Origin of the sequence: Sphingomonas faeni (genome assembly GCF_024273235.1) — a bacterium.
In the GTDB taxonomy this organism is placed as follows: Bacteria; Pseudomonadota; Alphaproteobacteria; order Sphingomonadales; family Sphingomonadaceae; genus Sphingomonas; species Sphingomonas faeni_A.
The window spans coordinates 24,395-43,516 of sequence record NZ_JANBVH010000028.1; the positions used below are offsets into that span (position 1 = coordinate 24,395).

A 19,122-nucleotide genomic window follows, 5' to 3' on the forward strand; every position below is an offset into this window, starting at 1 on the left:
CTTAGACTACCACGTCCCCTCGTTCATGCGTCGCTGGCGTTCAACCTCCGCTGCACTAGTGCTGGGGTGGGGATGGTCGACGCTCGGGATCGGCCCGGCTTGTGCCCAGCGTGTGACGATCACGCCTTTTGCGCCAACCTGATGGTCGAGCAGGCGCAGTGCGCCTGAAGGGGTGCCGTCGCCGAACAGACGCTTGCCGGTCCCCAGCACGACAGGAAAGGTCATGAGGACCAATTCGTCGATTAGCCCGGCAGCGAGGAGTGGAGGGTAGAGCGTTGAGGAGCCTTGAATCAGCAAGTCTGGACCGCCGCTTTCCTTAAGGGCTCCGATCGCGGCAATGCCGTCCAGGCGATAACTGTTTGCCCAGTCGAGCGGCTGATCACCATGCGTTACAACATGCTTGTCGGCGGAAGTCAGTGCATCACCCATGCCTTCCATCTCGCCTTCGACGAATGGCCAGTAGGCCGCAAAGATATCGTAGGTCCGTCGACCTAGAAGCAGAGCGTAGGGCGGCTTGAACAGCTCGCCGAGCACTGGATCGATCTCATTGTCGCCGATGCCGAATACCCAGCCGCCCTGGCCAAAGTCTCCGGTCGGATCTTCAGTAGGCCCGCCAGGTGCCTGCATTACGCCGTCAAGCGATACGAATGCCGCACCGGTCAACTTTCGCATGGATCAAATCCTTCCGGTTGCTACTCTCGACTGGAACGGCTCGCGCAGCAAGGGCTCAATCGCAGCTCCGCGAGACCTGAATAAACGGCCAGTCTCGGGAAGCGGCTGCGAGCTGCTGAACGTCCGGTACTGGGTCCTCGTCAGCGCGTAGCGGCTTGGTTGCAAGGTACGATAGCTTTGCCCGCTGTCGTGTCAGCCGCTACCCAACGTGTGATAAGTAAAGGACATGCGGTGGCGAACGTCGAAATCAGCGGACTTTCCAAGAGCTTCGGCGACACCACAGTGCTCCTGCCGACCGACCTGACGATCGAGGAAGGCGAGTTCGTCGTCCTCGTCGGGCCGTCGGGTTGCGGCAAGTCGACACTGTTGCGGATGATCGCCGGGCTTGAGGTGCCAAGCACTGGAAGGGTGGTGATCGGCGGACGCGATGTGACCGATGCGGCGCCGTCGGATCGCGGGCTGGCGATGGTGTTCCAGTCCTACGCGCTGTACCCGCATCTCACAGTCGCGGAGAACATCGCGTTTCCGTTGAAGGTCGCAAAGGTCGCCAAGCGCGAGATTACCGAGCGCGTCGCGGAGGTCGCGGCGATGCTCGATCTGTCGGATCTGCTCGACCGGCGGCCGCGGGCCTTGTCGGGTGGGCAGCGTCAGCGGGTATCGATCGCGCGCGCAGTCGTGCGTCGACCGAAGGTATTGTTGCTCGACGAGCCGTTGTCGAACCTCGATGCCAACCTGCGCGCACGGATGCGGCACGAATTTGCGCGGCTGCATCAACAGCTTGGCGCTACGATGATCTACGTGACGCACGATCAACTCGAGGCGATGACGCTCGCCAACCGCATCGTCGTGATGAGCGAGGGGCGTGTCGAGCAGGTCGGGCCGCCCATCGAAGTGTACCGGCGACCGGCGAGCCTGGCGGTCGCCGCGGCGATCGGCTCGCCCGGGATGAACCTGCTCGCGGCGACGATTGCGTCGGTCGACGCCGACGGCACGACGGTAAGACTGGCAGGCGGCGAGATGGTGAGGACCGGCGCGATCGTGTCGGAGGAGGCGGTCGGCGCGGCGGTTACACTCGGCGTCCGGCCCGAACACCTGCACGTCGACGATGCAGGACCGTTCGTTGGCGCGGTCGAGCTATTCGAGCGGCTCGGGCCGTTGTCGTTCGCGCATCTCGGCGCGCGCGGCGCGGCGGATACGATCGTCGCGCAATTGCCGGGGGACCGCTCGATCACGCTTGGCGAAGCCCTGCGGGTCGGCGTTGCGCCCGACGACGCGCATGTGTTCGGCGCCGATGGCTGCGCCTATCCCTTCACGCTGCCGCCGAGCAGCCCGGTCAGGTAATAACGCTGCATCGCCAGGAAGAGCAGCAGCACGGGCATCGTCGTGACGACCGCGGCGGCCATCATCAGCTCGCCATCCGCCGAATGCTCGCGCGCGATCGCCGCGACCGCGACCGGCAGCGTGTAGAGATGCTGGTCGGCCAGCACGATCAGCGGCCAGAGGAAGTCATTCCACGAGCCGAGGAACATGAACAGCGCCAGCGTGACGACGATCGGGGTGAGCAGCGGGAGGACGATCGTCACGAAGATCCGCGCCTCACTCGCACCGTCGATCCGCGCCGCGTCGATCATCTCGTCGGGGATCGCCAGGGTCGCCTGCCGTACGAATAGGATCGCGAAGATGCCAGCGAGCGACGGCAGGATGACGCCCGCATAGCTGTTGACTAGCCCGAGCTGCTTGAAGATTAGGAAGAGCGGCAGCATCGCGACCTGGCCGGGTACGACCAGCGACGCGATCAGGATCTTCAACAGCCGCTCGCGCCCGCGGAAGCGCAGTTTGGCGAAGGCGTAGCCGGCCGGCACCGTGAGCAGCAGGCCGAGCAGCGTCGAGATCGCTGCGATGGCGATGCTGTTGAACAATGCCGGGACGATCCGGTAGTCGAACCACGCGCCGTCGATCAGCCGCCGGACGAGCAGTTCGTGGTAGTTCTCCATCGACCAATGCGATGGCCAGAGCGGTGTCGGCGGATTGCTCGACTCGCCGCGCGGCATGAACGAGACGATCACCATGTAGAGCAACGGTGCGATCGTCAGCGCGGTCAGCAGCGCGACGAGCGTATTGGCGAGGATCGCACGCGGTTTCATCAGAGCCATTCGTAGCGCCTCCCGATCCACGTCTGGAACATCGTCAGCGCGAGGATCATCAGGAACAGGACGAACGCGACCGCGCTGGCCTGACCGAGGTTCCACCATTTGAAGCCCTCGTCGAACATGAAATACAGGATCGTCGTCGTGCTCTGCGCAGGCCCGCCGAGCGTCATGACATAGGGCTCGGCAAAGATCTGGAGGAAGCCCGCGACGCTCATCACCGCGGCGAGCAGTAACGTCGGGCCGATCGCAGGGAGGGTGACGTGGCGGAAGCGGCCCCAATGACCGGCGCCGTCAAGCCGCGCGGCTTCCATCAGGTCCTGCGGCACGGCAGACAGCGCGGCGGTGAAGACGATCATGTTGTAGCCGAAGATCTTCCACGTGACGAAGATGAGGATCGCGGGAATCGAGGTGTGCGGGTTGCCCAGCCAGTCGACCGGCGCTGCCCCAACCGTCGCCAGTGCGCGGTTGATCAGCCCCGAGCGTTCGTTGAACAGGAAGCGCCATACCACCGCGGTCGCGACGATGCTGGTGACGTCGGGCGCGAACAGCAGCACGCGCCACAGCGGCTTCCACCGCACCGTCGCGTCGTTGAGCAGCAGCGCGACGGCGAGCGACGCACCGATCGCAATCGGCACGCCGAGCAGGGCGAACAGCGCGGTATTGCCGATCGCGCGCCAGAACAGCGGCGTCGAGAACAGGTCGATGAAATTGCCGAGCCCGACGAAGCGCAGGTTCGCCCAGTCGGCGAGCGCGTAGATCGAGTAATCGGTGACCGACAACGCCATCGCCAGTGCGGTCGGCAGGACGAAGACCAACGCGATGATCGCGAGGACCGGTGCGGAGAAGAGCCAGGCGGCCCGTTCCTGGCGAGTCATGCGAGCGTGCCCGCCTCGACCAGCGCGCGGCGCTTGGCGAGCAACTGGTCGACGCGCGTGTCGAGCCCGGCGAGCGCCTGCGGAATCGTCTGGACGTTTCGAACTACGCGTTCGGCGGCGAACTGGATCTCGAGCTTGATCCGCTCCCATTCGATCACCTTCGGTGCGGTGGCGGGGAAGCGCATCTGTGCCTTGAACGGCGCGAGTATCGGCGCGCGGAGTTGCGGCGACGTCCACGCACTCAGCCGGGCCGGGAGATTGCCGATCATGGTCTGGTAGCGGAGTTCGCTCGCCGGTGAACTGAGGTGGCGGACCAGGGCCCAGGCTTCGGCCGGGCGCGGCGTCGACGCGGAGACGCACAGGCTGGTGCTCAGCCCCGACACTGCGCCGACGCCGTGCGGACCCGCGAGCCGCGCCGTCGCCCAGCGCTCGGCCGGGATCTCCGCGGCACGTCGATGGAGGTCGAGCATCGTCGTCGGCCCGGTCGGCCAGATCGCGAAATAGCCTTGCGCGAACGCCGCGACCGGATCCTGGATCTCGGTCGAGAGCGCTTTTGGCGCGAGCCCTTCTGCGAATATACGCGCGTAATAGGCGAACGCGGCACGAGCCTCCGGCGTCTGGAAATTGCCGCGCGTATCATGGTCGCGCAGCATCGTCGCGCCGGTCTGGCCGAGCATCGTCATGAGCATGTCGGGCCAGTTGAGCAGAAGCATGAACACGAAGTCGTCGGGCCGTTGGCGCTTGATGGCATGACCCATGCGGAGCCAGCCATCCCAGTCCCCGGCAGGTTCCGGATAGCCGGCTCTGGCGAGGATATCGCGGCGGTAGAACTGGACCTGCGGCGCGACCGACCAAGGCACCGCGAAGTCGCGCCCGCCGACCCGGGTCGCGTCGAGCACCCCGGGGAACAGATCGGCGACCATGGCCGGCGACGGGACGGGGGCGATCGCCGCGATTGTCGCAAATTCCTGGACCCAGCCGGTATACAGCATCAGCACGTCGGGCATCGCGCCGCCGGCCTGCGCGGTCAGCAGCTTTTCGTGCGCTGCGGTCGCGGGCAGCGATTGTACGTCGACCAAGATCCCGGTCGCGGCGGTGAAGGCGGGCATCAGCATCGGCGAATAATCGCCCTCGTAGCTCATCGCCCAGAATTTCAGCGGTTCGGGGGCGCGCGATCGGGCACAAGCCGCGAGGCCGAGCGTCGGCAGAAGCCCGAGCGCGCTTCGTCGAGTCCAGTCGTGCGGCTGTGCCCCCATCGCCGGATCGTGGCGCATTGCGGCGTTCCACGCCACCCTCTGCGGGAGGCGATAACCAGCGAAATATTGCGTAAGGTTAAAGCCTTGGCGGGAATTGCACGGGCGACATGCTTGCCCCGTGGCGGCCGATGAGCTTAAGCCGGAGGCGACGCCGGCGGGGGCCGATGCCGGCGAACAGGGAGAGAAGTCATGCGTATCCTTCGCCGCCGTCATCTGCTGTTTGGCGTCGCGATGCTTGCCGCAACGTCGGTACAGGCACAGATCGCTTCACCGGCCACCGATGCGCCCGCGCCGGCGCCCGCCGCCGACCCGGCCCCCGAAGCAGCAAGTGAGATCGTCGTGACCGGTTCGCGCATCGCCCGCCCCGATTATGCGGCGCCCAACCCAATCGTCTCGTTCAGCGCGGCCGACCTCCAGCAGTCGGGCAACACCAACGTCACGACCTTTCTCCAGCGCGTGCCGGCGCTCACTAATTCGCGCGACAGCACGCGGACGGCGGGCAACGCCCAGGCCGACGGCAGCTTCGGCCAGGTCGGGCTCAACCTGCTCGACTTGCGCGGGCTTGGCCCCAACCGGACGCTGGTGCTCGTCAACGGCCGCCGCCATGTCGCCGGCCAGCCTGACACCGCTGCTGTGGACATCAATGCGATCCCCACCGACCTGATCGAGCGCGTCGATGTACTCACAGGCGCGGCGTCGGCTGTGTACGGCGCGGACGGCGTCTCGGGCGTCGTTAACTTCGTGCTGAAGCGCGATTTCGATGGCGTCGCGGCCCGCAGCCAGTTTGGCATCTCCGAGCGTGGCGACGCCGCCAATCGCTTTGCGTCGCTGATCGCAGGCCGCAACTTCGCCGACGGCCGCGGCAATCTGACGCTCGCCTACGAGTATAACGCCGACCAGCCGCTCGCGAACGACGATCGTCGGTATCTCGCACGGGGCGACCGCCAGTATTTCGTCAACCTCGACAATTACGACCCGACGCGCGCTGGCAGCTACAAGATCGGACCGATCGGCGACCTGCGCTATCCGTACAGTTCGAACCAGGGCATCGTGTATATCGGCGACCAGACGTTCCGCGGCGACGGCGGGCTCTACACGCCCGGGCGCTTCCTGCAGAACGACGGGTATTCGATCGGCGGCGACGATACGCCCGTCGCTGGATATATCGGCGATATCTTCCCGCGCACCCGGCGCCATGCCGTCAACGCGTTGACGCATTACGACGCCTCGGACGCGTTCAAAATCAGCCTTGAGGGCAAGTTCGTCCAGTCGACCGTGACCAGCTTCGGCGGTTATGGCGGCAATTATCCGGCGACCATCGCGCTCGACAATCCGTATATCCCGGCAAGCATCCTGGCGGCCGCGACAGCTGCCGGGCTCGGCTCGGTCGATGTCAACCGTAACAATTTCGACATCCCGCGGCGTGGCGAGGAAGACCGCCGGCGCACCTATCGCGGCGTCGTCGACGTCACCGGTCGCATATCGGAGCATGCGAGCTACGACGTCTCCTATACCTATGGCCAGTCCGACGTCCGCGCGACCAAGCTCAACGACCGTCTCAACGATCGCTTTCTGAACGCGCTCGACGCGGTGCGCGGGCCGGGCGGAACGATCGTGTGCCGCTCGGCCGACGCCCGCGCGGCCGGCTGCATCCCCGTCAACACGTTCGGCGGCAACACCGTAAACCCCGCGTCGTTCGGGTATTTCCTGAGCAACCCAGCGAGCGATGCACGGCTGACGCAGCATGTTGCCAACGCGTCGCTGAACGGCGACTTCGGGCAGTTCTTTGAGCTGCCCGGCGGCCCGGTCGCGTTCGCGGTAGGCGGCGAATACCGGCGCGAGTCGAGCAGCTTCCGCCCCGCGCAGGCGATCAGCGACAACGCGTTCTATCAATATGACGAATATATCCTGCCGACCCCGTCGAGCGGCCGTTTCGATGTCCGGGAAGCGTTCGGCGAGCTCAACGCGCCGATTTTGAAGGACGTGCCGTTCGCCAGCCTGTTGTCGGTCGGTGCCGCGGGACGCTATTCGGATTATTCGACGGTCGGCTCGACCCGCGCCTATCAGTTCAACGGCATCTACGCGCCGATCCGCGAGATCAGCTTCCGCGGCTCCTACGGCCGCTCGGTCCGCGCGCCTAACATCGGCGAGATCTTCCGCCCACAGACTGGCAGCAGCAATTTCTTCTCCGACCCGTGCTATCTCGGCAACCGCACGCTCGGGACGCAGTTCCGCACCGCGAACTGCCAGACGCTGATTACCGGCGCAGGGGGCAATCCCGCCACCTTCACCGCGCAGAACAACCCGAACGCGACGATCTTCATCCCCGGCACGCAGCAGGGTAATCCGGACCTGCGCGCCGAAGTAGCCCGTACCTGGACCGCAGGCGTCGTGGTACGGCCAATTGCGGGGTTGTCGATCGGGCTCGACTGGTACGATATCCGGTTGCGCGACGCGATTAACACGCCCGATGCGAACACGATCGCGTCCCTGTGCGTCGACCAGCCGACGCTCGACAACGCCTATTGCAACGCGATCAGTCGCGAGCGCGGCACCGGGTTCATCAACGGCTATGTCGTCCAGCCGCAGAACGTCGCGGCGTTCCGCACCGCCGGCGCCGAACTCAACATTGCCTATCGCTTCCGGACGGCGCGAGCAGGCGCGTTCGACATCCGGCTAGTCGGCGGCTATCTCAACAAGCTCGAACAGGTCGCCACGCCGGGCGCCATCACCGAGGACAATGTCGATCAGCCGTTCCGTCCGAAATATACCCTCACTTTCTCGCCGAGCTGGACCGTGGGGGCGCTGACGGTGAGCTACAACCTGCGCTGGCAGGACGGCGTCCGCCGGTTTGCGAAGGTCGATACCGATGCGAACCCAAGCCTCGTTGATCCGCGCTATCTCCGGTACAAGGAGCTGTGGCAGCATGACGTGCAGACCGAGGTCGCGGTTGACGAGAGATTCTCGTTCTATGGCGGGGTCAACAACCTCGCCGACCAGAAGCCAGACATCGGCTTCGAGACCAATGTGCCGATCTCGCCGGTCGGTCGGTATTTTTACGCGGGTGCGAAGGTCCGGTACTGAGACGGTCGGGAGTTGACCGCGAGGGACGCCTCGACGACGGACGGTGGATTGCAGAACTGAGAAAAGACGCCTGTGCTGACCGAAGACATGCTGCGCCTCATCACGATGGAGGAAGGGGCCTTTATCGATCCGAGCTGCACGGTTATCGATCCGCATCGCCTGACGCTGCGTAAGGGTGCGTTCGTCGGCCCGGAAGGACTGATCGACGCCGGCGGTGGCGTCGAGATCGGCGAAGCGGTGCGGATCAGCTACCGGTGCACGATCATCTCGCTGACCCACCACATCACACGCTCGGTCTGGCGACGGGGCGTGGACGGGGATCGACTTCGGCCTGTCCTGATCGAGCGCGGTTGCTGGGTAGGCGCCAACGTCACCATCTACCCAGGCGTTATCGTGAGAGAGGGGTGCGTCATCAACGCCGGTTCGGTGGTTGCGAAATCTACCGAAGCACATGGACTTTACTGTCCACCATATGCCGTGCGTATCAAAGACCTTGAGTTCGAGTGACGGCTAATCACGATCGCGTCGTCAAGACCACCTCTCTACGTTCCTTCTGCCCGAAGCTCTCGTACGACGCGCCGAAAAAAATGGCGTATCGCCAAATGAACGGACGGCCGGAGTTGGGGCGAGGCTATGCGGCCCTGAGGGGCCGTTTGTGGGTTCCTTCACGGGCCCGAATGACTGACCCGCTGCATGCGCGCTGCCAGTCTATGCGAGTGATCGATCACGCGCCGGCAGAACGCCGCTGGCCAACCGGGACTGTACCTATCGACGCTAATTGTCACGCCGGCATGAGTAAGAAAGCAGCTTGCTATCCAAGAGAAATTGCGCAGGACTGCGTGGCATGAAGCGCGTGCAACGTCTTGTTATCCTTGGCGGAGGAACCGCGGGGTGGATGACCGCCGCGGCCATGAGCGCCACGTTCGGCGACCTGCTCAACATCAGCATCCTCGAATCTGACGCAATCGGCACCATCGGTGTCGGCGAAGCGACTATCCCAACGATCCACTGGTTTAACCAGTTGATCGGACTGGACGAGGAGGCGTTCGTCGCGGCGACGAAAGCGAGTTTCAAGCTCGGCATCGAATTCGTCGATTGGGCGCGACCCGGCATGCGGTATTTCCACCCGTTTGGTCGCTACGGCGTCGATCTTGGACCAGTGCCGTTCCATCAGCACTGGCTGCGGGCGAAGGCAGATGGGCTTGATCGGCCGCTTTCGGCCTATTCGCTGGCCGCGCAGCTTGCCGCCGCCGGCCGCTTCGCGAAGCCCGTGGACGATCCGCGGTCGATCCTTTCGACGCTCGGCTATGCCTATCATTTTGACGCTAGCCTATACGCCCGCCACCTGCGCCAACTTGCCGAAAAACGCGGTGTCGTCCGACACGAGGGCCTGTTGCGCGACATCAAGCGTGATCCCGACACGGGCTTCGTGACCGCTTTGACGAGCGACCGGGGTGAGCGATTGGAGGGCGATCTTTTCATCGACTGCTCAGGCTTCCGTGCCCTGCTTATCGGCGAGACGATGGGCGCGCAGTTCGAGGACTGGTCGCATTGGCTGCCCTGCGATCGCGCAGTCGCCGTGCCGTGCGCGCGCATCGCGGCGACTACGCCGTTCACGCGGTCGACGCTGCGCCCCGCCGGCTGGCAGTGGCGGATCCCGCTCCAGCACCGCACCGGCAACGGCTATGTCTATGCAAGCAGTTTCGTGTCGGACGACGAGGCGGTGGCGACCCTGCTCTCCAACCTAGACGGCGAAGCGCTGGCAGATCCACGGATGCTGCGCTTTACCGCAGGGTTCCGGCGCGAGGCATGGCGCGGCAATGTTGTTGCGATCGGGCTGTCATCGGGGTTCCTCGAGCCGCTCGAATCGACCAGTATCCACCTGATTCAGAGCGGTATCGCCAAGCTCATCACGCTGTTCCCGGATGCCGATTGCGACCCCGTACTGGCGCGTCAGTTCAACACGCTGTTCGCACGTGACATGGACGGCATCCGCGACTTTCTGATCCTGCACTATCACGCCACGCAGGGCCATGACGCGCCGCTCTGGCAACACACTCGCCATATGACGCCGCCTTCCACGCTGGTCGACAAGATGGCGCAATATACGCGCGCCGGACGTCTGATGTTGAGTGCCGACGAACTGTTTCGCGAGGCAAGCTGGCTCGCCGTGCTGGAAGGGCAGGGGGTGGGCGCCTTGGGCCATGCGCCGTTGGCCGATACCCTCGATGCGGCGACAAACCGCCGCCAACTCAACCAGATCGAGACGGTCATCGCGCGCGCGACGCCCACACTGCCCTTGCATGACGCGGCCATCGCAGCGCTCGTTGCCCCGCAGGTCGCCGCGAGATGACGACGCCCGACGTGCGGGCGCGCCGTATCGGTACGGAAGGAGAGCCGGTGGTCGTCATCGACCACTTCGTCCCCGATCCCAACGCGCTACGAGTTTTTGCAGCGACGCAGGATTATGGCCCGGCAGGACGACATTACCCCGGCATCGCCGCGTCGCTTCCAGATAGCTATATGCGCGATCAAGGAGCGCTCATCGCGACGATTGCGAAGCAGGTTTTTGGGATGTCGGCCGGACTGTCGGTGTTGGAGGCGCGCTTCTCGATCGTGACGATGGCGCCGTCCGCGCTGTCGATCGAGCAACGCCTGCCGCACGTTGATGCGGTGGAGCCTGGACGGCTGGCGCTGATCCATTATCTCGTGCCCGACAAAACCGGCGGTACCGCGTTCTACCGGCATCGTTCGACCGGGTTCGAGACGATCGACGCCAGTCGCCGCGATCCTTATTTCGCCGCGCTTAACCGGGATCTGGTGAAGCACGGCGCACCCGAGTCCTATATCGCCGATGACACCCCGCTGTTCGAACGGATCGCGCGCATCGGCGGCGTGTTTAATCGGGCGCTGCTGTATCGCAGCAGCCTACTGCATTCGGGTGAGATCGCGGACGACGTGTCGCTGGCGTCCGACCCGCAAACCGGACGCCTGACGATCACGGGCTTCTTCGCCGGTTAGCGAGTTCCGGGCGGCTGCACGGCCAGATAGACCGTGCTCCATAGTTGCGCCGCGTTCGATTCATCGACATCGGCCTTGCCCGCGCCGAATGCGACGATGCGGTAGCCGCCGTCCTTGTACGCCCAAGACCAGAGTTCCGATCCGCGGATCGTCCTGCCTGCCGCGATCGCGCGCCACAACGCCGCCTGTGCCGTCCTGAGCCGAGTCCGGGTCGCCGCGGGCAGGTCAGTCCGCTGCAACTGGCGTTCAAGCCCCGCCGCCAGCAACGCCTGCTGCCACGACCAGACGACTGCGCCGTGATATGCCGCGGGCGTAAAGCGCGCCTGTGCTGCCCCATCGGCGAACGCCGGATTGGCTACCAGCAAGCCGATGTCGGTCATCAGACCCGCCGGGAAGGGCCGCATGATCCCGCCCACAAAGGTATCGAGATCGATTGAGGACGGTCGCCCAAACAACAGCGCGAAGCCCTCGTCCGAATTGACGATCTTAACCGGCGCGCCATCGGCGCCCAAAGATAGCGCATGAAATACGACCGGGGCCTTGCCCAGTGCCGCCAGCGCCGGTGCTGCGGGCACGCCGAGGGTCGCTGCATAGCGCCGCACGTCCGCCGCGGCCGTTGCAGCAGGAATTTTGACGCGGAACAGCGCGGGTGCCCTTGTCCGCCAGACTTCGGCCATCGTGCTGGCCCGCCCAAACGCCGCGCGATCGCTCGCCGACAGATATCTGTCGAGTAATCCGGCCTGCGCGAGGCGATCTGCCGCTTCGATCGCCGCGGGGACTAGGGCGGCGTTCACGTCATACGCGTAAATGCCGCGGCCGAGGCCTTCCTCGCTGTCGCGCCACTCGCCGGTCATCCGCCCGGGCTTGATCGCGACGAGGTTGCGGGCCGATGGGGCTGCGGCGAACGCACTCGCCTGCGCCAGCACGAAGCGGAGATTGCGGACCAGCGCCGCACCGACCGGCTCGCGGCGCCCCGGCTGGCTCTCGCTCGCGATGGGTGCGGCCAGATAGGCGGACGCGCGCTGCTTGCCCGTCCCGAGTAGATAGTCGGCGGCGACCGGCCCGAGCATGTAATCGTCGTCGACCATGCCATAGTCGAGTTCGGCGGCGTCACCGCTGCGGCCCTCCTTGCGATTGGCGAGGATCGCAAATTCACCGATCCCTTCTTCATGCGCGACTTCGCCGCCGGGCGACAGTCGTCCGATGACGGCGCTGAGGCCCGACTCGATCGCGATGGGTTCGAGCGCCGGCATCAGCAGCCGCAACGACATCAACGTGTCGCGCCCGAAGTAGGTATCGAAGCGCCATGAACCCGCCAGGAACTTCTCCCGGTAGCTGAGAAACGCGAGTGCATTGCGCGCGGTGGGATCGGCGGCCGCCGTCGCATTGAGCAACTCCACGGCCGGGATCGGGGTCAGCGGTGTGTCGCCGGTCAGCGCCGTGATCTCCAACCGAATTTGCCCGTTCGCGCCGGCAACGATCGCGCCCTGGGCGATCCGTCCCTCCATAACCCGTAGCGTCAGCTCATACCCTGCCGCGCCGTCGAGGCGCTTGCGGCGCCACGTGATCGTGTCCCCGGCGATTACCGGCGTCGCGGTGAGCTCCGCGGGAAACGTACCGACCGCCTGATAGTCGCGCAGGAAGCGGATATTCGACAACACAGCCTGCTTTGGGACCAACCGCGACGCATCGACGGTCGCGACCCCGACGATGCCGTGCAGGCTCCCGCGGTTCAGCGGCAGCGGCGCTTGGTCGAGCCGCCAGGTCACGGGGCGTGCGGTGTTCGCGAACCACAGGCCGACACCGCTGTTGCCCGCCGGAAACGCTACCAGGATGCGCGGATCGTCACCGTTGCGCAGCAGGACATGCGCCGCCACCGACTTGTCGCGGACGAAGGCGTTGAGGTTTTTTCCTTCGGTCAGCTGATACGCAAGCTCCGGTCGAGCCGTAACCGGCGCCGCGGCGCAGGTGAGGAGAGCGAGGCCACCCGCCATCGCCATGCGCGCTATCGTCTTCATGATTGTCACTCCGCAAAGGGGCGGCAGAACAGTTGCCTGCTCGCCGCCCCGTTTGAACCCTCACATCGTCGTTCGATCAGAATTTCAGCGTGACCGATCCGCCATAGGTCGTGCCGACAATGCCGCGGGCATAGAAATAGCCATCGGTTACCGCCTGTGTCTGGCCTTGGCGCGGATTGCCCTCGGTCAGGCCAACGACGTTGAAGATGTTGTCGGCGTTGAAGTTCGCCTGGATCCGGTCGTTGACGTTGATCGTGATCCCCGCGCTGGTCACGCCGTAGCTGGGGAGCGCGACCCCGTTGCCGGCATCGGCGAAAATGCGCCCGACATATTTGTAGCGACCGTACACTTCGCCCAAGCCATTTGGCAGCTTGATCGCTGGCGTGATCGTGAACAGCTTGGCGGGTGTGCGTTCGGGGCGGTTGCCTTCGTACTGCGCACCCTGGCTAACGCCGTCGATCTCGAGGTTGAGCAACTTGGGTTGCTGGAACACGCCCTGGAAATCCACCGAGAACCATGTGATCGGACGGACGTTCACATCCACTTCGACGCCGCGCGTGCGCAGGTCGGCGTTGATGTTCTGCTGTTGCGATGGGTTGGTCGGGTTGGCGAAATTGTAGTTCTGATTCTTGAAGTTCGTCTGGAAAATCGTCGCCGAGCCGCTGATGAAGCGCTGGTATTGATAGCGGACACCAGCCTCGTACAGCTCGATCGTCGTGATAGGATCGGTGTTGTTGGTCTGGAAACCGTTCGCATAGCGCGCGTAGATCGCGAGGTTCGGCGTGAACTGATAGTTCGCGCCGGCGGTGTACGCTGCCTTCGACTGCGTCCGCTGCGTCCGTGCAAAGGTCCCGTCGAAGGTCGATCCGACCGTGCGGATGAGGCCGGGCACGTTTGGCTGCACCGGCTGGTTCACCGCCGCTGCCTGACCGTCCAGGAACGTCGCAGAGTCGCGCTCCCAGCGGATGCCGCCGTCGAGATGTAGGTCGCCGATCGACAGCTCGTCATTGGCATAAAACGAGACGGTGGAGTCCTTGCGCGTGCGGATGCCAGCGCCCCAGTCGCCATACGAAACCAGGCCGTTATCGGACAGCGTACCGACGACGCCATTAGCCGCGTTCAACGCGACGATGTCGTAGATGTCGCTGTTCGACCGCACGTCGTTGACGACGCTAGCCGTCGCCGACTGGTCCTGCTCGCGTGTCACGTCGTAATACATCGCGCCGACGGTCAGCGAGTTCTTGAAACCGCCGCTCTCATATTCCCACGTGCCGCCGCCGTTGAGACCGAAATCCTTGCCGTCGATGTAATCGTGGTTGAGCGTCGTGCGCTGGAGGAAGCCGTTACCGTTCAGCGCATTCAGGTCCGTGGTCTGGTTGCTGCCCAGCACCGTGCCGGTCCGCAGGTTGCGGATGCCGAAGCGCGTCGCGGTCGGAAACGCCGTTCGCCCCGCGCTCAGCAGGTCGTTGATCGGCGAACCGGCGCCGGGCGTCAGATAGTTGACGGCGCTGGTCAGACCGGCGTTCCCGGTGCCCGAGCCGGGGAACAGGCCGTTGAAGTCGTAAGAGTATTTTAGGTAGCGACTGTGGAGGAACAGGTTGACGCTGTCGCTGACCGGCGTTTCCATGTCGATGCGGAACTGAGCAGTCTTCGCCTTGATGCCATCCTGATAGCGAAATTCGCGGAAGCCGCTAGGATTCGCGAAAGTCGAGACCGGGACTTGGATGCTCTTGAACGCATCACCGCCGACATTGCCGAACTGGGTGCTGAGGCTCGGTATACCGCTCGGCTCGCCATCAATGAAGCGGTACGGCTGATCCGCGTAAAAGGCATTCTCAATATCGCCGCCCTTGGCGGAGATGCGGATATAGCCACCGGCCTCGGGGCGATATTCCAGCGCGCCCTTGATGCGCCAGCCGCGATAGTCGAACGGGTTGTCGCGCACGCCAGGGCTCGACTGGAAATAACCGCCGACGTTGAACGCCAGCTTGTCGGTGATGGGCGACGACAGGTACAGTTCGCCGCGCTTCTGGCCGTAATTGTAGTAGCTGCCGCGCGCCATCGCTTCGGTACGCGTGAAGTTCGGCGTCTTGGAAATGAAGTTGATCGTCGCGCCGGCACCGTTGACGGTCAATACGCCTGACGAGCCACCCTTCACCGCTTCGAGGCGATCGATCGTCAGGTCTTGGTCGAAGAAGAAGTCGGCACCGCCGCCGCTGTACAGGATCGGCATGCCGTCCTCTTCCAGCTGGATGAAGCGCTGGCCGCCGCCTTGCAGGCCGCGCACCGAATAATTGTTCGATACGGCGCCCGCGGTCGACTCGACGAAGATGCCGGGAATCAGTTCGAGCATGTCTGCTGTCGACCGCGGAGCCTTGCGGTCGATATCGGCGCGCGACGCTAGCGTGATATCAGCCGACGATGTGATTAGAGCTCGGTTACGGGTTGTTTGCCCCGTGACGACGATGTCCGCGTTCTCATCAGGTGCGCTCACCGCAGTTGGGGCGGTTGTATCCTGCGCAACTGCGGTTGATACTTGAGTTGTCGAGCGGGGGGCCGCCATAACCCCAGTCGCGAGCACAGCCGTGCGGCCATTGAACGACACGATCTTGAGACCGGAGGCGCTGGCGATCTGGCGGAGGCCGTCGGCGACTGCAAGATTGCCCTTGATTGCGACGATCCGTCGGCCGCGCGTAGCGTCTTCAGGCGCAATGATCTGGATGCCCGCCTGGCGTGCGAATGCGACGATACCGGTCGATGCCGACTGGGCGGCGACATCAAAGTTTCGGGTCTGTCCGAAAGCAACTGCTGGCGATGCGGCAACCGCGACGCTGGTCAACATGAGGCCCATATAGAACTGCGAACGCATTATAATCCTCCCCTTACGATCTGCCGACCGCGTCTTTAGCGCGTCTGCAGGAGAAGATGCGTCGCGCTCCCGTTTCCGTCAGGATTTGCGAGATTTATTTTATGATCCGTAAATCAGTGCCGTCTCTCTCGATCTTCGCACCCGTCATTATCGCAGCCGCGCGTGCGAACCCGTCCAGATCATCGGTGCGAAACCAACCCACGATCCTGCGGTCGGCTAGTTGTGTATCAACGGATAATTGTCGCCTATTGTACCGGTTGAACTCGGCTGCAGCGTCGCCAAAGGTCATACCATCGAGTATGATTTCACCCTGTCGCCATGCTAATGACTCGGCGGGCTTCGCATTTGCGACGACGGTTTCGGCGGTACCGGACACATCTGCTACGCTTGCTTGCTTGCCAGCGCTTAACATGACGAAGCGTTCTGGGGCAGCAACCGACCAGACTCGAACACGCCCTTCCGTTACCGTCACCTCAGCGCGGCCCAGATAACGGCGAACCGCGAAGGCCGTTCCAACCGCACGAACCCGCACGTCGCCCGCAGAGACCACAAACGGTCGAGCATGATCCGTTGCTACCGCGAACCAGGCCTCGCCATCGTCAAGCGCTACCGACCGCTGCTCCGGCGTCATTCGCACACGAGTCCGGCTAGCGGTGTTGAGAACGATGGTTGACCCGTCTTCAAGCTTGGCTAGACGGCGTTCGCCGACAGCTGTTTCTATGCCCATATTGCCGTGCGTTTCTAGCCAGACCACGCCTAAGGCCGCGGCAGCAACCGCTAAGCCCCCGCTGACCGTCAGTACTCGCCGACGAGAGAATAACGGTCTCGCTACTATGCGGGCATCGGCCGCATCCAACCCACTCCAAACAGCACGGGCACGCAGCAAGGCACCAACGTGGCGCGGATGTTCTGCACACCAACGGTCGATCTCGCCTGCCAAGTTCGCATCGTCTGGTGCGCGATCCAGCCGCGCGACCCACCTCGCTGCAGCAACGTCGATAGCGTCAGGATGGTCGCGCATTGCGGTTCCTTTCGTTTCGCGATGGCAAGTCAGCCCTGTCATCTGTTGAAAGGCCACTAAGGATAATTTTTAATCCCCGTGCCAGATCGTTCTCAACGATCATCTCAGTCACGCCCAATTCTTCTGCGATATGCCGCTGCGACAGTCCTTCGACCTTTCGCATGCGAAAGATAATTCGGCTTCGCTCTGGAAGCGCGGCTAGAAGATGTTCGACTTTCGCTAATAGTCCCCGCCCTGCGACGATACGTTCAGGTGAAAGATGGTCGGCAGCTAGCGCAAGTTCGAGATCGGCAATGGTTCCAACGGCTTCAATACGCACGACGCGAGCTCTGCGTATCTCGGTCAGAACCACGTTGCGTGCTGTCTGAAACAGATAACGACGCGGATCCTCTACACGCTTAAAATCTGCCAACGCGGCCAACCGGCAATAGGCTTCCTGGACGACATCATCTACATCAACACCAGGAAATCCGGCCCGGAGCCACCGTCGCAACTCGGGCTCATGCGGCAGAATCTGCCGGGCAACCCAGTCTACGAGTTCGGTAGTTACGTGCCTCATTTCACTCCTGACCACAGCATAGATGCATGGCCCCGATATTTCCGTCACGGTTTTACCGAGCGAAGACCAAATCTGTGCTCTCATCATTCGATGACGCCGGTTGTGGATCGGCGTCGAAAGCTCTGCCATGGCAGAGTATCGCTAATTTATTGGAACTACCTCGAAAACCTACATGGTAGGGGACTAGATCGGTGCCGATCGGAACCCTTCCCTGATCGACATTTTTCAAAAGATTGCAGTCAGTTGCTTCGCTAGCAGCAGGGGCTCGCTTTCGACGCTGATCCACACCGCTGATAGATCGAGTTCGTCTCACTGAGGCATGAGCATTGGGCGGCATGGCTTGCGCGTACAAAGCCTCTTTGAGTTCGAAAATCGGCGACATTTCGTGCAGGCTGAAGATGAACGAACGGCAGAAATGTGGAAAGAGGAAAGGGCTCGTGAGTGTCCACTTGTGATGACGTGGACGGCTCTCCAACCCTCAAGCAGGATGTCCTGCGGAGAGTCGAAGGAGAGTCACGATGGGAAACGTCACAACGATCGGTCTGGATATCGCGAAGAACGTGTTTCAGGTGCACGGAGTGGATGCTGATGGCGCAGCGGTTGTTCGCCAGCGTCTGACGCGTGGGCGGATGTTGAAGTTCTTCGCTAAGCTGCCCCGGTGTCTGATCGGCATTGAGGCGTGTGCGACATCACACTTCTGGGCGCGCGAGCTGGTCGCGCTCGGGCATGACGTAAAGCTGATGCCGGCGCAGTACGTGAAGCCGTACGTCAAGCGAGGCAAGAACGATGCGGCGGATGCCGAGGCGATCTGCGAGGCAGTGACCCGGCCGACCATGCGCTTCGTCGGGATCAAGTCGCCCGAGCAGCAGAGCGCGATGATGCTTCATCGTGTCCGCCTGATCCTAAACCGCCAGCGCACGCAGCTGTCGAACGCGATGCGGGCGCACTTGGCCGAGTTCGGGATTGCGGCGCCAATTGGTAGAAACGGCATCGAGCAGCTCCTCGACGTGATCGCTGATCCTACCGATGAGCGCGTACCGGCCGATGCGCGGTTCTGCCTAGAGATGTTGGCAGCGCAGCTGCGCATCGTAAAGGAGCAGATCCTCGAGAACGATCGTCGCATCCTGGCGAGCGCACGCGAGACCGAGCTCGGTCGCCGGCTGATGGAGATACCCGGCGTGGGTCCACTGCTCGCCAGCGCCATCGTCGCCACGGTTCCTGACCCCGCGATCTTCCGCTCGGGCCGCAACCTTGCTGCCTGGATAGGCCTGGTGCCGCGGCAGAACTCGAGCGGTGGAAAGGAGCGGCTGGGCAGCATCACGAAGGCGGGCCACCAATATCTGCGTCAGATGCTGATCGTCGGCGCTATGGCAGTCGTGCGCTATGCCGAGCGGAACGGGGCCAAGCGGCCCTGGCTCGTGCAACTGCTTGCCAGGCGGAAGGCCAAGGTCGCCGCGGTCGCGCTAGCCAACAAGAACGCCCGCATGATCTGGGCGATGATGGCCAGTGGCGAACGGTATCGCGAGCCGCAGATCGTGTAACAGGATACGGGGCGGGCGACCGCACCGGACGAGGTTGGAAAGGGCGGATAGGAGCT

Annotated in this window: 14 protein-coding genes; 6 read left to right on the forward strand and 8 right to left on the reverse strand. The window is 63.6% G+C overall.

Annotated elements, in window-relative coordinates; translation table 11 throughout:
* Positions 1-6 precede the first annotated feature (6 nt).
* Complete coding sequence (locus NLI89_RS15040; protein ID WP_254687762.1) at positions 7-672, reverse strand: dihydrofolate reductase family protein; 666 nt, start codon at positions 670-672, stop codon at positions 7-9.
* Positions 673-903: 231 nt separating this feature from the next.
* Between NLI89_RS15040 and NLI89_RS15045 the strand changes: the two genes are divergently transcribed.
* Positions 904-2,013: an ABC transporter ATP-binding protein gene (locus NLI89_RS15045; RefSeq protein WP_254687763.1), complete on the forward strand. Its 1,110-nt coding sequence runs from the start codon at positions 904-906 to the stop codon at positions 2,011-2,013.
* On the opposite strand, the gene NLI89_RS15050 is transcribed toward NLI89_RS15045, so the two are convergent.
* From NLI89_RS15050 to NLI89_RS15060, 3 genes are read right to left on the reverse strand one after another with little or no spacing between them, the layout of a single operon-like run.
* On the reverse strand, positions 1,974-2,825 hold the full coding sequence (locus NLI89_RS15050; protein ID WP_254687764.1) for a carbohydrate ABC transporter permease: 852 nt from the start codon (positions 2,823-2,825) through the stop codon (positions 1,974-1,976). The two genes, NLI89_RS15045 and NLI89_RS15050, sit on opposite strands and share 40 nt — an antisense overlap.
* Positions 2,816-3,697 (reverse strand): carbohydrate ABC transporter permease, encoded by an 882-nt coding sequence (locus tag NLI89_RS15055; RefSeq protein ID WP_254687765.1) that lies wholly within the window; start codon positions 3,695-3,697, stop codon positions 2,816-2,818. The genes NLI89_RS15050 and NLI89_RS15055 overlap by 10 nt, the downstream gene beginning before the upstream one ends.
* Positions 3,694-4,971 carry an extracellular solute-binding protein gene (locus NLI89_RS15060; RefSeq protein WP_254687766.1) on the reverse strand — a complete coding sequence of 426 codons (1,278 nt, stop codon included), beginning with the start codon at positions 4,969-4,971 and terminating at the stop codon, positions 3,694-3,696. Before NLI89_RS15060 ends, NLI89_RS15055 begins: the two co-directional genes overlap by 4 nt.
* A gap of 171 nt (positions 4,972-5,142) precedes the next feature.
* Between NLI89_RS15060 and NLI89_RS15065 the strand changes: the two genes are divergently transcribed.
* The 4 genes from NLI89_RS15065 to NLI89_RS15080 all read left to right on the forward strand — a co-directional run bounded on the left by NLI89_RS15065 (position 5,143) and on the right by NLI89_RS15080 (position 11,058).
* A complete protein-coding gene (locus NLI89_RS15065) occupies positions 5,143-8,037 on the forward strand; it encodes a TonB-dependent receptor plug domain-containing protein (protein WP_254687767.1) in 2,895 nt (964 codons plus the stop codon).
* A 72-nt stretch (positions 8,038-8,109) separates the two neighbouring features.
* The gene (locus NLI89_RS15070; protein WP_254687768.1) at positions 8,110-8,544 is read left to right on the forward strand and encodes an acyltransferase; all 435 of its coding nucleotides are present in this window, start codon (positions 8,110-8,112) and stop codon (positions 8,542-8,544) included.
* 337 nt (positions 8,545-8,881) lie between these two features.
* Positions 8,882-10,390 (forward strand): tryptophan halogenase family protein, encoded by a 1,509-nt coding sequence (locus tag NLI89_RS15075; protein WP_254687769.1) that lies wholly within the window; start codon positions 8,882-8,884, stop codon positions 10,388-10,390.
* Entirely contained in the window at positions 10,387-11,058 is a 672-nt protein-coding gene (locus NLI89_RS15080; protein ID WP_254687770.1) for a DUF6445 family protein, read from the forward strand. Before NLI89_RS15075 ends, NLI89_RS15080 begins: the two co-directional genes overlap by 4 nt.
* Here the strand turns inward: NLI89_RS15080 and NLI89_RS15085 are convergent.
* From NLI89_RS15085 to NLI89_RS15100, 4 genes are all read right to left on the reverse strand, one after another.
* Positions 11,055-13,076, reverse strand: a complete 2,022-nt coding sequence (locus NLI89_RS15085; RefSeq protein ID WP_254687771.1) for a hypothetical protein — start codon at positions 13,074-13,076, stop codon at positions 11,055-11,057. The genes NLI89_RS15080 and NLI89_RS15085 overlap by 4 nt on opposite strands.
* Before the next feature lie 76 nt (positions 13,077-13,152).
* A complete protein-coding gene (locus NLI89_RS15090) occupies positions 13,153-15,945 on the reverse strand; it encodes a TonB-dependent siderophore receptor (RefSeq protein ID WP_254687772.1) in 2,793 nt (930 codons plus the stop codon).
* Positions 15,946-16,039: 94 nt separating this feature from the next.
* Positions 16,040-16,966: a FecR family protein gene (locus NLI89_RS15095; RefSeq protein ID WP_254687773.1), complete on the reverse strand. Its 927-nt coding sequence runs from the start codon at positions 16,964-16,966 to the stop codon at positions 16,040-16,042.
* Complete coding sequence (locus NLI89_RS15100) at positions 16,950-17,654, reverse strand: RNA polymerase sigma factor (RefSeq protein ID WP_254687774.1); 705 nt, start codon at positions 17,652-17,654, stop codon at positions 16,950-16,952. Before NLI89_RS15100 ends, NLI89_RS15095 begins: the two co-directional genes overlap by 17 nt.
* A 389-nt stretch (positions 17,655-18,043) precedes the next feature.
* Between NLI89_RS15100 and NLI89_RS15105 the strand changes: the two genes are divergently transcribed.
* The gene (locus tag NLI89_RS15105; RefSeq protein ID WP_132737998.1) at positions 18,044-19,066 is read left to right on the forward strand and encodes an IS110 family transposase; all 1,023 of its coding nucleotides are present in this window, start codon (positions 18,044-18,046) and stop codon (positions 19,064-19,066) included.
* Positions 19,067-19,122: the final 56 nt, after the last annotated feature.

Bases quoted from the DNA above. Each gene is read 5' to 3' on its own strand.
- NLI89_RS15040 (WP_254687762.1), bottom strand. From the start codon at position 672: ATGCGAAAGTTGACCGGTGCGGCATTCGTATCGCTTGACGGCGTAATG.
- NLI89_RS15050 (WP_254687764.1), bottom strand. From the start codon at position 2,825: ATGGCTCTGATGAAACCGCGTGCGATCCTCGCCAATACGCTCGTCGCG.
- NLI89_RS15055 (WP_254687765.1), bottom strand. From the start codon at position 3,697: ATGACTCGCCAGGAACGGGCCGCCTGGCTCTTCTCCGCACCGGTCCTC.
- NLI89_RS15060 (WP_254687766.1), bottom strand. From the start codon at position 4,971: ATGCGCCACGATCCGGCGATGGGGGCACAGCCGCACGACTGGACTCGA.
- NLI89_RS15065 (WP_254687767.1), top strand. From the start codon at position 5,143: ATGCGTATCCTTCGCCGCCGTCATCTGCTGTTTGGCGTCGCGATGCTT.
- NLI89_RS15075 (WP_254687769.1), top strand. From the start codon at position 8,882: ATGAAGCGCGTGCAACGTCTTGTTATCCTTGGCGGAGGAACCGCGGGG.
- NLI89_RS15080 (WP_254687770.1), top strand. From the start codon at position 10,387: ATGACGACGCCCGACGTGCGGGCGCGCCGTATCGGTACGGAAGGAGAG.
- NLI89_RS15085 (WP_254687771.1), bottom strand. From the start codon at position 13,076: ATGAAGACGATAGCGCGCATGGCGATGGCGGGTGGCCTCGCTCTCCTC.
- NLI89_RS15090 (WP_254687772.1), bottom strand. From the start codon at position 15,945: ATGCGTTCGCAGTTCTATATGGGCCTCATGTTGACCAGCGTCGCGGTT.
- NLI89_RS15095 (WP_254687773.1), bottom strand. From the start codon at position 16,966: ATGCGCGACCATCCTGACGCTATCGACGTTGCTGCAGCGAGGTGGGTC.
- NLI89_RS15100 (WP_254687774.1), bottom strand. From the start codon at position 17,654: ATGGCAGAGCTTTCGACGCCGATCCACAACCGGCGTCATCGAATGATG.
- NLI89_RS15105 (WP_132737998.1), top strand. From the start codon at position 18,044: ATGGGAAACGTCACAACGATCGGTCTGGATATCGCGAAGAACGTGTTT.